The organism is Leptospira harrisiae, assembly GCF_002811945.1.
Lineage (GTDB): Bacteria > Spirochaetota > Leptospiria > Leptospirales > Leptospiraceae > Leptospira_A > Leptospira_A harrisiae.
This window is the reverse complement of the sequence record NZ_NPDX01000001.1, coordinates 1,040,531-1,055,000: the sequence shown is the minus strand read 5'-3', so window position 1 is coordinate 1,055,000 and position 14,470 is coordinate 1,040,531. Positions and strand designations below refer to the sequence as shown.

The 14,470-nt window shown below is 36.9% G+C and carries 10 protein-coding genes and 1 pseudogene (1 of these 11 only partly in view); 1 reads left to right on the top strand and 10 read right to left on the bottom strand.

All coding sequences use genetic code 11. The features are described from left to right. The 3 genes from CH364_RS04875 to CH364_RS04865 form a co-directional block, all read right to left on the bottom strand. Positions 1–1,668: the 5' portion of a sensor histidine kinase gene (locus CH364_RS04875; RefSeq protein ID WP_100787859.1), read on the bottom strand. Its footprint begins 15 nt before the window's first position; only the first 1,668 of its 1,683 coding nucleotides appear in the window; its start codon is at positions 1,666–1,668; its stop codon lies off the left edge, out of view. 134 nt (positions 1,669–1,802) lie between these two features. Further along, on the bottom strand, positions 1,803–2,561 hold the full coding sequence (locus CH364_RS04870) for a beta/alpha barrel domain-containing protein (RefSeq protein ID WP_100742450.1): 759 nt from the start codon (positions 2,559–2,561) through the stop codon (positions 1,803–1,805). A gap of 8 nt (positions 2,562–2,569) precedes the next feature. Next, entirely contained in the window at positions 2,570–2,902 is a 333-nt protein-coding gene (locus tag CH364_RS04865) for an STAS domain-containing protein (RefSeq protein WP_002979701.1), read from the bottom strand. A gap of 60 nt (positions 2,903–2,962) precedes the next feature. Between CH364_RS04865 and murD the strand changes: the two genes are divergently transcribed. Further along, positions 2,963–4,384, top strand: a complete 1,422-nt coding sequence (gene murD / locus CH364_RS04860; protein WP_100742449.1) for a UDP-N-acetylmuramoyl-L-alanine--D-glutamate ligase — start codon at positions 2,963–2,965, stop codon at positions 4,382–4,384. A gap of 2 nt (positions 4,385–4,386) precedes the next feature. On the opposite strand, the gene CH364_RS04855 is transcribed toward murD, so the two are convergent. From CH364_RS04855 to CH364_RS04825, 7 genes and pseudogenes are all read right to left on the bottom strand, one after another. Next, positions 4,387–5,223, bottom strand: coding sequence for an enoyl-ACP reductase FabI (locus CH364_RS04855; protein ID WP_100742448.1), 837 nt, complete (start codon positions 5,221–5,223; stop codon positions 4,387–4,389). A 72-nt stretch (positions 5,224–5,295) separates the two neighbouring features. Further along, complete coding sequence (locus CH364_RS04850) at positions 5,296–7,275, bottom strand: HD family phosphohydrolase (RefSeq protein ID WP_100742447.1); 1,980 nt, start codon at positions 7,273–7,275, stop codon at positions 5,296–5,298. A 50-nt stretch (positions 7,276–7,325) separates the two neighbouring features. Next, positions 7,326–8,321, bottom strand: a complete 996-nt coding sequence (locus CH364_RS04845; RefSeq protein WP_100742446.1) for a hypothetical protein — start codon at positions 8,319–8,321, stop codon at positions 7,326–7,328. Next, a complete protein-coding gene (locus tag CH364_RS04840) occupies positions 8,318–10,663 on the bottom strand; it encodes a tetratricopeptide repeat protein (RefSeq protein ID WP_207762210.1) in 2,346 nt (781 codons plus the stop codon). Before CH364_RS04840 ends, CH364_RS04845 begins: the two co-directional genes overlap by 4 nt. 97 nt (positions 10,664–10,760) lie before the next feature. After that, complete coding sequence (gene flgE / locus CH364_RS04835; RefSeq protein ID WP_100742444.1) at positions 10,761–12,155, bottom strand: flagellar hook protein FlgE; 1,395 nt, start codon at positions 12,153–12,155, stop codon at positions 10,761–10,763. A 68-nt stretch (positions 12,156–12,223) separates the two neighbouring features. Then, a pseudogene (locus CH364_RS04830) lies at positions 12,224–12,766 on the bottom strand (flagellar hook capping FlgD N-terminal domain-containing protein); the annotation flags it as partial. 45 nt (positions 12,767–12,811) lie between these two features. Continuing rightward, positions 12,812–14,455, bottom strand: coding sequence for a flagellar hook-length control protein FliK (locus tag CH364_RS04825; RefSeq protein ID WP_100742442.1), 1,644 nt, complete (start codon positions 14,453–14,455; stop codon positions 12,812–12,814). Between the last annotated feature and the right edge of the window lie 15 nt (positions 14,456–14,470).

Genomic DNA, 14,470 nt, shown 5'->3' with positions numbered 1-14,470 from the left:
TAAACGGAAACTAACCGTTGTTCCTTTACCTTTTTCGCTCGTAGCCCAAATTTCGCCTCCATGTAATTTGATAAATTCATTACATAGAATCAAACCAAGCCCTGTTCCCTTTTCTCCTTCCAAACCGATACTTGTGAGCTGGGCATCCACACGGAATAATTTTTCTAAATCAGAACTGTCCATACCAATTCCATTGTCATGGCATTCTACCCGAACACCATCTTCATCTTGCCTTGCTACAATACGAATTTCTCCATTTTCATCGGTAAACTTTATCGAGTTTGTAATTAGGTTGCGAAGGATAGCTTGGACCATTTCTGAATCTGCGTAAACAAAGTCAGACTCAGGAGGTATATCAGTTAAAATCCGAATGGATTTATTTTTTGCAGCGGATTCTACCTGTTCAGTAATCTTTGTGATCAGATTGGAAAGATTAACACGTTTGGGTCTGAATGGCATATTTCCAGTTTGGGTTCTTGCCCAATCCAAAAGTTGTTCCAAAAGTCCATATAACATAGAAGCTGAATTTTGAATATCGAAGATCGTTTCTTTTTTTTCCAAATCTGAATATGTATCAAAGTCAGTGTACATAAGTTCTGTTAGTTGTTTAAAAGCACCTAATGGATTTCTTAAGTCATGGGCTATAATGGAAAAAAAAATATCTTTGGTTCGATTGGACTCACTCAGAAGTTTTTCAGAATTGTGAAGTGCTTCAATTGCTTTGTTTTTTTCAAATACCTGTTTTCTAAGTAACTTTGTTCGTTCAAAAACTTTTTTTTCTAACTCAAATCGATAAGCAATGAGTCGTTGGTATTGTAAGGTAATAAACTCAGACAAAATTGAAAATGGAATCAAAAACGAAATCAAATAAATATAGGAATCAAAAACTCCTGGATAAACAAATGGTCCAACGCCCAATCGAGTCATAAGAATACTAGAAAGATATAATAAAAATACTCCTAAGGTAACACCTCGAATTTGAAATCGATAACCCAGATAAATGAGAATTAAAAATGATAAAAAGAAAAGATAAGGAAAATGATAAACAATAATAGCTTGGACTAGAATAAAAGCAGTGGTCCAAAGGATGAGTTTGATTGACAAATCCTCAAACCGGAATTTTCTCCACGCCATAAAAAAAGGAACGGTAATAAAAATCCCAATTGTATCCCCGAAGATAATCACAATTAAAGTTCGAACAATTTCAGAAAAATTTAACTGATAAAAATATCCAAAATAATTTAAGATTCCACCCAGACAAACAATGGAAATTAAACTGGAAAGAAAACAAACATAAGTAACAAAATAAAAATTGTCTTTCGCTGAATTTAAACTTTTACGAATTTTTTGAATCCAAAACGTATACGCCAAGGTTGATTGTAGAGTATCAACACCGGCAGTTAAACAAATACTCAAATACAAATCGAATTGGTTTAAACCATGTTGGCTACTGATTAGTCCATCTTTATTGGCAAGAAAACTAGCAAGCCAAACAACAGGAAGAAAACGAAATCCAAAAAACAAACACCCAATAAGCCCAATCCCAGATGGGATCCAGAGAACAGCAAGGTTTACCGGTTGGAACGAAAAGAACTTCATTCCTAATTTGGCAGTTCCTATATATAATAGAAACAAAATGAATCCCTTTAGGAATTGCTTCCAGTTCATGGAGGATAGATTAGTGGAAGGACAATAGGAGAAAAGCGAAATTATCTTTGAAATTTTTACACTTAATAAGGGATACCCCAAATACCATGCTGGATATTGCCAAAAATTCCTAAAATGTACTAAAAAACCTGAATTTAATTCTCAGACAGAAGGGATCGAAAGTCTTTTGCTATGTCTTTACTTTTCATAAAATAAGTGCCAACTAACATTGAATCAATGATACCTTTGTATTTTTGCCAATCTTTAAAACTAACAATCCCTGATTCTGCAACTCTAATGATGGAATCATCTAATTCTGGAGCTATTTCTTCGATTAGATTTTTATGAATTTCAAATGTATCAAGGTCTCTGGTATTGATACCGATCGTTGTTGCTCCAGAGTCTAAAGCGATTTTTACTTCTTCTTTATTATGTGTTTCCACAAGTATAGAAAGACCCAAGCTTTTCGCAAAACTGTGTAAAGATGATAATTCCTTTGGAGTAAGGATTCTTACAATCAGTAAGATTGCTGATGCACCATATGCATAAGCCTCTTCTATTTGAAGAGGATCAATGATGAAGTCCTTCCGAATCACTGGGATGGACACAGACTCCGCAACAGAGGATAAATCTGTTAATGAACCAAAAAAATAGTTTGAGTCAGTAAGAACTGAAATCGCACCAGCACCAGAAGCTTCATAGATGGATGCAATTTGAACCGGATCGTATTCCTCACGAAGGATCCCAGAGCTTGGACTTCCTTTTTTGCATTCCGCAATGACTGTTATGGAACTGGATTTGAGATTTGATTCCCAAGCACGAATGGGAATTTTACGAGCGGGAAAAGACCTACCTTTTGCTAGGCTGATCTCTTCATGTTTGGTCTCGACGATCTTATGTAGAACTGGATTCAAGGACCCGCTTAAAACGCTTTAAGCGCTGCATCTTCAGAATCGTAGATATCAAAAAGAGAAGTGAGTTCAATGACATCAAAGATACGTTTAACCGCAGGTTTGATATTGGAAATTTTTAAAGCACCCTCTTTGGAATTCAGCTTTCTAAGAGTAGAAATACAAGCTCTGAACCCAGAAGAAGACATATATTCGACATCTTTCATATTTAAGAGGACCTTTCGATGTCCAGCATTATCGATGAGTTCCATAAGGCCCTCTTCCACTTCATTTGCCACAGAAACGTCCAATCGACCTTCCAGATAAACGACTAGTTTTCCGTCTTTCACTTCGTGTTTCAGCACCGATTTACCCAACCTGATATGATTTTACAAAATCATCGTATTTTAGCGGAGTGTCAATCAATGTTTTCTGAATCCATTCCAACGTTCTCCCAGCTCGACCAATTCCAAAATTTCCTGATTTTAGGAGGTGGGTCCTCTGGTGATTCCTCAGCTAAGTTATTATCTTCTCTGAGTAAGAGGTCCATCCTTGCAGATAGATTTCCCGAAAAAGCAAACCAACTTTTTTATGTTTCGGTTTTGTCAGACAATCACCCACAGGAGACTTTGGAAGGGATTGATTGTATCATCAAAAGCCCAGGCATTCTTCCTGACCATCCTATCCTGAATGAAGCGAAAATAAGACAAATTCCCATGCTTAGCGAAATCGCTTTGGCAAGAGTATTTTACAAAGGTCCGATCATTGGTATCACTGGCACCGATGGTAAGTCGACAACAACAGCGCTCACATATCATATTTTACAATCAAAATTTCCCAATTCAAAAATGGGTGGGAACATTGGTGTTCCTTTTACTTCCTTTTGTTTAGAACCTTTAGATTTAGTTGTGTTAGAACTTTCCAGTTATCAATTGGATGATTCACCTAACTTACAATTAACTGCCTCTGCTATTTTAAATTTGGCCTCTGACCATCTTGAACGACATAAAACCATGGGATCGTATGCAAAGGCAAAATGGAAAATCCAAAATTTAGTAGATCCTAATCACAAGTCATTTATCAATCCAAAGTTTTTAGAATTCCTTCCAGACCAACCATCGAATTATGACAATTTACAATTCATAGGTGAAGGACAAAAATATTTTGTAAGTTTAGATCCGAACCAAATTCACACTCCAAATCATATTTATGATGCGGCAAAATTCCCACTCAAAGGGAAACACAACTTAATGAATTTATGTTTTGCGATTGCACTCTGTGAAACAATAGGTATGGAATGGAAGGAGATACAAAACCAATTTGAGTCTTTCACTGGGCTTCCCCACCGTTTTCGAAAAATGGATAGTTCTTTATTTCAAAATCAATATCAAAATATCCAATTCATCAACGACTCTAAATCAACAAATTTACATTCTATGCTTTCAGGAATTTCTGGATTCAAAAAAGGAGATGGATTGATTTTGATTTTAGGAGGAATTCCTAAAACGGAACCCATCGAACCATTTTTAAAAAGATGGAAAGAATTAGAATGTCCTATTTGGGTTTATGGGAAAGCTATAGAAGTTTGGAAAACGGAGTTTGACAAAACAGGACTTCCAGTTTATTATTTTCCCGACCTTCCCTCACTTCTCCTAGATCTAAAAAATAAAATGGATTCAAATTTTTATAAACAAACAATTGATTCCAAGCTTGTTACTAAAGCGAAGAATCATCCCAACTCCTTGTCGGTGATTTTTTCACCGGCAGGAGCTAGTTTTGATTTGTATAAAAATTTTGAAGAGAGAGGAAACCATTTTGAAAGTTTGGTTTTGCAACTCTTTTCGTAAATTTATCCACGGATATGATAACCACCATCGACATGCCGTATTTCACCCGTAATGCGATTGCCTGGTCGAAACAAATAGGCGACTTCTTCTGCTAAATCTTTGGCAGAAGCGTTACCAAGGGGAGCCAATAATTCACAATTGATTTCCGCTTGCTCCAAACCTTCAATCGCTGAACCGGCTTTACTGGCACGATAAGGCGAAAATCGAATGGCATTGACTTGAATTTGTTTTTCCTTTCCAAGTTCCATTGCCATTTCTTTCACAAGACGCTCCAGTGCTGACTTTGCGACTCCTATGTTTTTATAAGGATGGGAGACTACACGTTCAGCTCCCAAATAACTTAATGCAACAATGGAACCACCTTCCACCATTACATTTCTTTGATAAAAACTCTGAGTAAGTGCAAGTAGTGAAAATGCAGATACATTCATGGCATCCATAAACTCTTCACGTGATATAGACATGATAGGTTTTACCTTTCCCTGGCGAATGGTTTTATCCATTGCGATGGAATGCAAAAGGGAATGAACTTTAATATGATTTGAATGCAGAAAATCAGCAAAAGAATCAATATTTGCCTGAATGGTCACATCCAAGGGAAAGGTGATAGCATCTTCACCTAACTCTTCCTTGACGGTTTTGGTGAAATCGGAGTAAGTGCGGTCTAAAAAGGAAAGACCAGCTTCAGAAAGATTTTGGTGAAACTCAGTTTTCCCAAGCCCAGTACAAATCAGATTTGCACCTAATTGTTTACATTCTTTTGCAATCACGAGTGCAAGTGATGAAGAATCCGTAATGCCCGTGATGATTACGGTTCTGCCTTTTAAACTATAATTCATTTTTACCCTCAGGTCTTAGACCAAAAAAAAGAATCAGAAGGCAAAAAATGCGATTTTTTTTTCGTGATTTAATTATCGCTTATGTAGGATTTTTTCATAGGAATGGCTGCCAATAAAAATATCTAGAAGGTCGCCGTCGATATGTTGGTCTCTCACTTCCATTTTCAAAATATCAAATGCACGATCTAATGGGACGGCTTTTTTATAAGGACGATCTTGGTCTGTAAGTGCATCAAAGATATCGGCAATCGCCATCATCTTTGCTTGGACAGGGATCTCCACAGCTGACAGACCTCTTGGATAACCTGACCCATTTAACTTTTCATGGTGCCCGTGAGCAATGGCAGGGACCATTTTTAATTCTCGTGTCCACGGAATTTTGGATAAAAATTGGAAGGTATGTTCCACATGAGATTCAATTTCTCTTCTTTCATCAAAATCTAAAGAACCTCGACGAATGGATAAAAAATTAAATTCTTTTGGCATCAGAAGATTTAGTTGGCTTCCATCGGTTGTATGGTAACTCATTTTGGAAATTTCTTCTAAAAAGTTTGAATTACCCTCTTCCAGAATTGAAGGTTCATTAGATTCGGAGATCACTCGAACCATTTCTTCTAATTTTTCTTTTTCTAAAGTATATTCAAGATGAATGGATCTTTCAAACTCAGCATAACCATTGTTACCATGTTTTTTTAGATATTCGATTTTTTTTTGAGCAAGTTTTGCCTCTACATCTTTTAATATAAACTGAAAACGCCACCGAATTAAATCTAATTCGTAGTCTTCCAGTTTTTTAGCTTTAACAAGAACCTTTTCTCTTACTCCAACTTTTCCAAAATCATGAAGTAAAGAGGCATATCGAATTTCTTTTACTTGTGAATCATTAAAATGAACATCTTTGAATCGTCCCGTTTGGATAGAATTCACTGATTCAGCAAGTCCAACAGTGTATTGAGCCACACGAAAGGAATGTCCAGAAGTGGTTGGATCCCTGGATTCAATTGCAGAAACACTGGCAGTAACAAATCCTTCGAACAAAGTTTCAATGTCATGGACCAAATTGTTGTTTTGAATGGCAACTGCTGCCTGTCCTGCCACAGCCATCACCAACTCTTCAGAATACTTATCATAATCCAAAATGGAATTGGTTTTCATTTCTTCTAAAGTTAATTTAGTTTGGAAATTTTTTTTACGATTGATAAGTTGGATAACCCCGACGACTTCATCATGGTGGTCTTTCATCGGAACCACGAGCATTGACTTTGAATAATAATTACTCATTTTATCAAAATCGCTATTAAACTTATACTCTTCCTTCCCGGACAATTCGTACACATTTGGAATATTGAGTTGTTTTCCAGTGAAAGCTACATAACCAGCAATACTCTTTTTGTTGATAGGCAAAATAAATTCATCTGAGTTTAAATCAAGGGCAGATATTTTAAATCTTAAACTGCGAGGATTTCCTCTTTCATCTTTTTCAACTAAATACAATGAGCCAGAATCAGAATTAGAAATTTCACGAGCCGAATTCAAAATATCACGAAGTAATTTCGTAAAATCTTTTTCGTTTGCAAGACTAATTCCAATTTTAGTAAGTTTTGAAATTTCATTTGTAGAAATATTAATCCGTTTTTGGAGTTCAAATTTATCTACAACCATCTGAAGGCTAGTAAAAGCATTAGCAAGTGCCTTTACCAAAAAGATAAGTGGAGCATCATCAGGAACATTGGTGAAAAACAAATCTTCTTCAATATTTAAAGTTATGTATCCCGTATAATCAATGGGAGCTCGAACGATAAAGTTCGACATAATTGTGGGATGATCCTTTAGAAATTGGTGGATCTCTTGGTGTTTGGTTTCCAACTCGTACCTTGAGATATAAAATAAAACTTTGGCAATGTGACCATGTGAGTCAGATTCGATTTGATCTAACTCGGCTAAGGTCAAAACTTTAGCTTTGATTTTTTTGGAGTAATCGGCAATTTTGCCTTCAAAAAAAGGATCGTCCGTGATAATGAATTTCGAATCCGAAGATTTGGTCACAGGCATACTATCGACATGAAAAAATCGACTGTCGATTGTTTTTTAGAAAAATAATCTTACTTTTGTTTGAAGAGCAGGATGATCCCGAAAAAGAGACAGGCGACTAGATAAAAACTTAAAAAATAAAGCACCTGAACCCCTAACAATACATAGGGTGAATGCACCCAAAGATTCGCTTCGACCAGTAAAAAGGGAAGGAAAATTCCGAGTGTAGCCGGGTAAAGAAAAGATAATACCCCTCGGATTCCCGACTCTGACCAACGAAGCGATGATAAATGGGAATATATCAAACGGCCAAAAATTCCCGATAGAAAAGCTAAAGGCAAAACCACCAAAATCTCAGTTCCCAAACAAGAGGAAAATGCCAAAGTCCCAATCCAAATCCCAATCTCAGCGGAGGCAGGAACTATTTCTTTTTTGAGTTTCGAAACGAATAGAAATCCAACAAAGGATGAAATTCCATAGATTACAATGGCGGAGACTTGATTGTAAAAATTAACCTCAGTTTTCCAGGGCGAAAAAACTAAAAATGTAGCAGGCAATACAGACAAATAAACAAACCGAGCACTATCATCACCTAACGTAGATTCTCTGACTCCTTCAAGAGACCAAAACATTTCACGAATCCAAACAAATGCCCCAAGCGAAATTGCAAACGGCAATATAAGTGTATTGTCTTGTACAAGGATAGTAGTTTGAAAAAAATGAATTCCAAACATTACTCCAATCCAAAACACAAACAAAAGGCCGAAAAAAAAGAACCTTCTTACCGGTTGGAAAGAAAACCAACTCTCTTCGAATGAAAAATAAGTTAGAAACAATAATAAATTACTTTTTGCGATATACAAAAATAACGAATCAGAATTCCAAAGTAACGAGTGGATTCCCCATTTTTTTAAAATTTCAGTAATGAAAAAGCCAACAACAGTGATCAAGGTCCATTGGAAAATTAATTCACTTCGTTTTCCCTCATCTGAGATTCGAAAAAGTGAATGGAACAAAAAGAAACTTGAAAGAATACAAAATAAGAATTCTGTTTCGAATAAATTCATAAGTTTACTTCCTCACAAACAGTAAACGGAAGGATGGAATAAGGAGGCTCTCCATTACGGTCTAAACTTTGAAAGTTATGATGAAAACCACGAATGGATTGATTACCAATCAAAATGAATTTTTCACTTCCAGCGGGTTTTAACAAGATACTGCGATTAAAAAAATAAAGGATAGGATTTGATTTTAGTTCCTTTCCTATGTTTTGGAAATGGGGAAGAATTTTTGTAAATGGCTCATAAATATCAATGGAGTTTGCTGCACGAATGATGATGGTTTTACCCTTTAAATTCGGGATGGGCCGATTCCTAAGGATCCAATTGTTAGGGTCCGAATAAACAGTTTGGAATTCACCCACTCCATCCCCAGATAGAATCCGAATGTTTGGAAAAGCATAAAGTCTATCTTTTAATTCCGGTTTTACCTTTTTCAAAAATAAATCTACTTCCCCAGGTAACTCCCATAATACGACTTCCATTCCCGAAAAATGTTTGGCGACAGCAAGAGAGGTAACTCCAGGATATTCAGGATGATTTAAAGCAGGTCCGATATCAAAAAATACAATTTGATTTCCTTTTTCAAATCGTTTTAAATCACCAAACAATGTTTTCCTGAGGGCGGACATAGGTTTGGAAAGAAAGGCTTTTGCATTTAACAAATCATCTAAAAATAAATTAGTATCTTCTAATCTATTTTCATAGGTCCTTGCACGAATTTCTTCATCTTGGCCATTAAATAAATAACGTCCCGTGTAAGATCTGATAGTTTTTTCTTCTAATTCGGTAAAGGAGTTTGGACTCAAAGTTTCCCAAGTATAAGGATAAATCGGTTTTCCAATTTCAAAACGTTCATTTGTAGGTAAGTCAACAATTTGTCCAAATGGCGATAACCTTACATACTGTTTATAATAAGTTTCTGTTTGTTCTGGATTATTTCGAAGTTTAGAAAGAACTGCTAAATTAAATAAAGCATACCTGTGGTATGGTTTTTCTTCGATTCCATAAATGGACTTTGCAGAAACAAGGGACTCCCAAACCGATTTTGCAACACTCCATTTCCCTGATTTGTAAAGAGTGGCTGCGTATAAATTATAAGAATACAAAGCAATGTCGTGATTGGCATAACTTTCATCCATAATCGCTTTTCTTTGTTCTTGTAACAATGACAAGGCGGCATCAAACCTACCTAAATCATAATATACCTTTGCTAAATTAAAATCTAAATATAGTGAATTTAGTCCCGTAGGAACCAACCCCCGAATAAAGGACAATTCATAGGAAGCAAGTTCGGGTTGTGATAAATCGTAAAGTAGTAGTCCGTAGAAATAAGAATTTTCTACTGAAGTGGGATCTTGTAACAAACCCAATGTATCATAAAGTTTTCTTGCAGAAGTTAGGTAATAAACTGCCTCTTCTTTTTTTCCTTCTAGAACCAAAGCCTTTCCGAGTAAAGAAATAGTATCTGCATAGTCACTGTGAAATACAGATTTAAGAAGTTCTCTTTCTTTTTTTGCGGCGCTTGCATATTCAATGGTTTTACCAAATTCTTTTTTTGTGAAATAGAACTCTGCAATGTTTTTAGCAACATAAAACCTCGTATAGGCGGAAAGATTGGAATTTCCTCCTACATTACGCCAAATTTCTTTAAACGAGTCTTCGGATTTTTTTTCTAAGCTAAGGCAAATCTTGATGAACTGCAAATACTCCGAAGGGAATTCCAAGGATTTGAAAAGGGAGTTTTTTTCTTCAAAGGACAACTTTGGATCGTAGTCAGATAGTTGAACAAACTCGGATTCCGAGAGGAATTCATCTTCAGAAGGAATTTTCCATTCTGGACTTCGTTTCATCAATCGATGCAAACGAATAGTTTCCTCAAAAAGATGAGAGAGTGATTTATAAATAACGGAAACAAGTTTCCCACGTTCCTCATAAGGGAGAAAAATAGATTTTCCTGAATAAGTTGACTTTTGTTCCACAGAACTTATGCGGGGATTGAATTCAATTCCCGTTTCTTTCCATTCAAAAACCCCAAACAAAACAAAATTGGTTCTTAGTTTCTTTGCAAGTGTGAGAGAATTTTCTTTTCCGAGATACACTCCCCCTGTAACTTTCCGAAATTCAAAGTCAACCAATTCGGATAGGAGATGAATGGTTTTAGGATCAGATTCTTTTCCTGTTATTTCAAATTCGCCTAAACTAAAAAAGGAAACGGTTTCCGCGGACTCATAAGTCACCGGTAAGGTTTCTTTTTTGATCGCATTACGAATCGAATAGTATAACGGAGCATAGGCGACAAACGCCAAAAGGGAAAAGGTGAGTAGTGTATTTTTTTGAAAGCGGGACAAGTTTTGCAAATTCTAAAAAGTTTGGTTTGACCTATTTTTCTTAGAATTTTGCAGAACTCAAGGAAAAAACGGGGTTTCCCCCGTTAGGAATCGAATCTTATCGTTTGAGACCTAGAACTTCCTGGATCATTTGGTCAGAAGTCACAATGGTTCGTGAGTTGGCTTGGAATCCCCTTTGGGTCACAATCATATCTGTGAACTGGTCAGAAAGATCCACGTTTGACATCTCAAGTAGGCCCGCGTTGATTTTTCCACGGCCTTGGCTTCCAGCTTCCCCAATGTTTGCATCCCCTGAGTTCAGAGAGTAACTATACATTGTGTCCCCTTCTTTGTTGAGACCGGCTGGGTTTGTAAAGTTAGCAAGAGCAATCCTTGCGAGTGGTTGGCGCACTCCATTCGAAAAAACTCCCGTGACTGTTCCTGTGTTGTCGATGGAAAAAGATTCCATATATCCCATTGGGTATCCGTCTTGTTTCACAGCTTTAGTTGTAAAATCAGAAGAGAACTGAGTGATCCCACCCACAAGACCCGCTTCCCCTAAATTCAAACTGAATTTTTGAGCCGTTGGGTTTCCAGGAATGCGGAAAGAAATATCCGCTTTGAGTTTTCCGGTCGTTTGGGAATCCACTCCATCGGAAACAGAAATGATTTTTCCATCTGGTGTGAAAGAAACTTCAAGCTCTTGGTTTCCAGAAACTTTTGTGTTTTCCCCACCAGTTCCACTGACGTCTACAGATACTTGGCTTGAATCTTCCAATTTGAAACGCATCTTCCATACGTTTTCTCTCATTTTGTAAAACTCAACACCCATTTGGCGCGTGTTTCCAAGTTCATCATATACATTAATAGATGTTACATGGCCTCTTCTTTGGCGAGGATCTGGATCATTGATATAACGTTGGATGTCTTCTTCTGTTGCATCTGATGGAACTGCGGCAACACTTGCATTGAGGTTGGATTGAAAGTCTACGTTTTGAGTCGCACGAGCAGGTTCTTTAGAATAAAGAGGAATCATGATGTCTTCCAAAGATCCAGCGGAGTTGATGTATTTGTTTCCACCATCATCCAAACGAGAATTCCAACCTTGTACTTTTAAACCGTTGGCAGGGTTTACATAAAATCCGTTTTTATCTACGTTGAAAGCACCAGCACGAGTATAAAATTGTTTGTCGCCATCTTTTACAACGAAGAAACCTTCACCAGAAACTGCAACATCAGTATTTTTTCCTGTAGTTTGCAATGCACCTTGTGTCATAATTTTATCGATTGCAGCAATGAGAGAACCAAGTCCTACTTGTTTCGGGTTTGTTCCCCCAATCCTTTCGTTCGGTTCTGAGGCACCTTGTAACTCTTGCGAGATCATATCTTGGAAGGTAACTCGTTCCGTTTTAAAACCGTGTGTGTTCACGTTGGAAATGTTGTTACCAATAACATCCATTCTTACTTGGTGGTTTTTCAATCCGGAAACTCCGGAGTAAAGTGATCTCATCATAACGTTATATCCTCTCTTTTTCTATCGACCTTTTTTGATTAATCCTGATAAGCTTCTTGTTTTTTTAACGTATTATTTGGTACGTTAGTTGCGTTTTGCGGACGTTGGAATTCTGGTTCAGCTTTGAGTAGTGATGGATCAGAAATCAAATTGATTTTTGCAACATCAAGCATCCTTCCATTCACACGAACGTAGGTTTTTCCTTCGTTATCAAAAAGAATGGCACCCGCAAGTCCTGTCACATCTTCACCAGTAACTAAATCTGGCCCGGAAACAATTTTTCCCACTACCGAATAACTTTGTTTAGATTCCATTCTAGCAATACCAGAAGAAATATTTTTCATTTGTTCGAGTGATGAGAACTGAGCCATTTGTGCGATGAAGTCTTTATCTTGCACTGGGTTTGTTGGATCTTGGTGAGAAAGTTGTGTGAGAAGGAGTTTTAAAAAATCATCCTTTCCTAGTTCTTTTTGTTTCTCACGAATTTCGATTCCCTTCAAACCACTTGTTTCTTCTTTTTCTAACTGATCCAAATGTTTACGAATATTAAAGGTTCTATCCCCTTCAAAGTATTTGGTTCTAGCTGAATTTTGAGTCGATATATCTTGCATTCCGTCTGGCATGGGATCCTCTATTTTTCTATATTTGTTAGTGATTTAGGCGAAAAATTCCAATGTTTTGGGTTCTTCGAAAATGGGAGAACCAAGTAAGTCTGATGATTCTTCTAAACCTAAATTGTTATCTGTATTACGAAACCGGGCCGCATCCACCATGGTTTGGTAGAGTTCATTTTGTTCTTTGCGGTCGGTTAGACCACTTCCATCATCCCATAAATCAATGATGAGCGCTTGTAAGTCGAGACCTGCGTCTTTTAAGTTTTCTTTGATGGATTGGATTTCGTTTTGAAGGGATTTTTGAAGTTCTTCCGATTCTACAAGGATTCGTCCTTCTACTTTATCCCCATCCACAGTGACTTTTAAAGTAAGCCTACCGTATTCTTTAGGATTCATTACGATCTCAGCACTGGACTTTCCATTTTGGACAATATCAAACCGCGCTTGTTTGATGAGTTCGTCAATATTTTGTTTGAGACCTGTTTCTTTTGGTTTTGCGGTTTTTTCTGCAGAACGAATGTCTTCAGTTTTTTGCGTAGATTTAGATTCTAAAGAAGTAAATTGAAAACTTTGTTTCTGGCCTTTATCTTCAAACGATCGGCTGCCCTCTTCTCCCGATTTTGCAGAAGAAGAATTTTGAATGTTAAGAATGACCGAAGCCTCTGTCTGTTTTTGTTTTTCAGATGGAATTTGTGATTTCAAATCTTGTTTTTGAAATTCTTTATCTTTGATTCCAAGGGAACGAATCATTTTATCTGAGTTTAAACTTTGGTTGGATTTTTCTTGTTCGGACGAAACCTCTCCCGATTCCGATCCATTTTTAGTTTGTTTGTTTGATTTTATTTTTCCATCAGTTTTTCGAACAGAATGTTCGGTGGGGAGTTCTGTCCCTTCCACTTTTATTTCTTTTCCTTTGGCAAATACCAAATCAGAAACCACAGAACCAGAATGTGCGGATTCTTTTTTGGCAACTATTGATTCGAGTTTTTCATTTCCTTTTTTAGTTTCTGAGGCCTTTTTTTCTGCCTTTGGAAAAAGAACTAAATTAGAATCTTTTTCTAAATTGATTTTTGATTGGGAAGAAGTAGATTCATTTGGTTTGGAACCTTTTTCTGTTTGGAAATAATTCATCGCCAACTTTTTTGCTTCATCCACAAAGGCAGTCCCTTCTTTAGGAGAGTAAGCAGTGGTTTTTTCCGCAGACTTTTGTAAGGAAAGTAAAACTGTTTTTTCCTTAACACTCATATCATTCAGTTGGTTTGCAGAAATCAGCGCCCTATCCCAATCCCCATGAGTTGCCACAAGATCAAGGCTATACTCTAGAGCATCTCGATCCAAATCCTCTTCTTCTTCGGAATCATCAGTTTCATCGGAAGGAGCCGAGTCTTTTAGAGCGTTAGTCTCAGAAGTAGTAGAGGAAGGGTTATTTAATCCTTGTTTGGAGATTTCTTCTTGCTTAGAAACATCTGAAGGCAAATTACTTTCTTCTTTTTCTCTTCCTATAGTCTTGTATTCAGAGCCAGAGTGTTTCGTTTCAGAATGCACTTGAAACTCTCGTTCCAAAATTTCCCCAAAACTTTCCCGAACTGCCATCATCGAATGATTTTCTGTTCCATTCGGTTTGGAAGACTTCCCGTCTACTTGGGGGAATTGGATTACGTTTTGGTTCGGGGCTTTTACGTTCATGGGGTGCCTTCTCCC

Coding starts and splice junctions, on each gene's coding strand:
- murD (WP_100742449.1), top strand. CDS start 2,963: ATGTTTTCTGAATCCATTCCAACGTTCTCCCAGCTCGACCAATTCCAA.
- CH364_RS04825 (WP_100742442.1), bottom strand. CDS start 14,455: ATGAACGTAAAAGCCCCGAACCAAAACGTAATCCAATTCCCCCAAGTA.
- CH364_RS04850 (WP_100742447.1), bottom strand. CDS start 7,275: ATGCCTGTGACCAAATCTTCGGATTCGAAATTCATTATCACGGACGAT.
- CH364_RS04855 (WP_100742448.1), bottom strand. CDS start 5,223: ATGAATTATAGTTTAAAAGGCAGAACCGTAATCATCACGGGCATTACG.
- CH364_RS04845 (WP_100742446.1), bottom strand. CDS start 8,321: ATGAATTTATTCGAAACAGAATTCTTATTTTGTATTCTTTCAAGTTTC.
- flgE (WP_100742444.1), bottom strand. CDS start 12,155: ATGATGAGATCACTTTACTCCGGAGTTTCCGGATTGAAAAACCACCAA.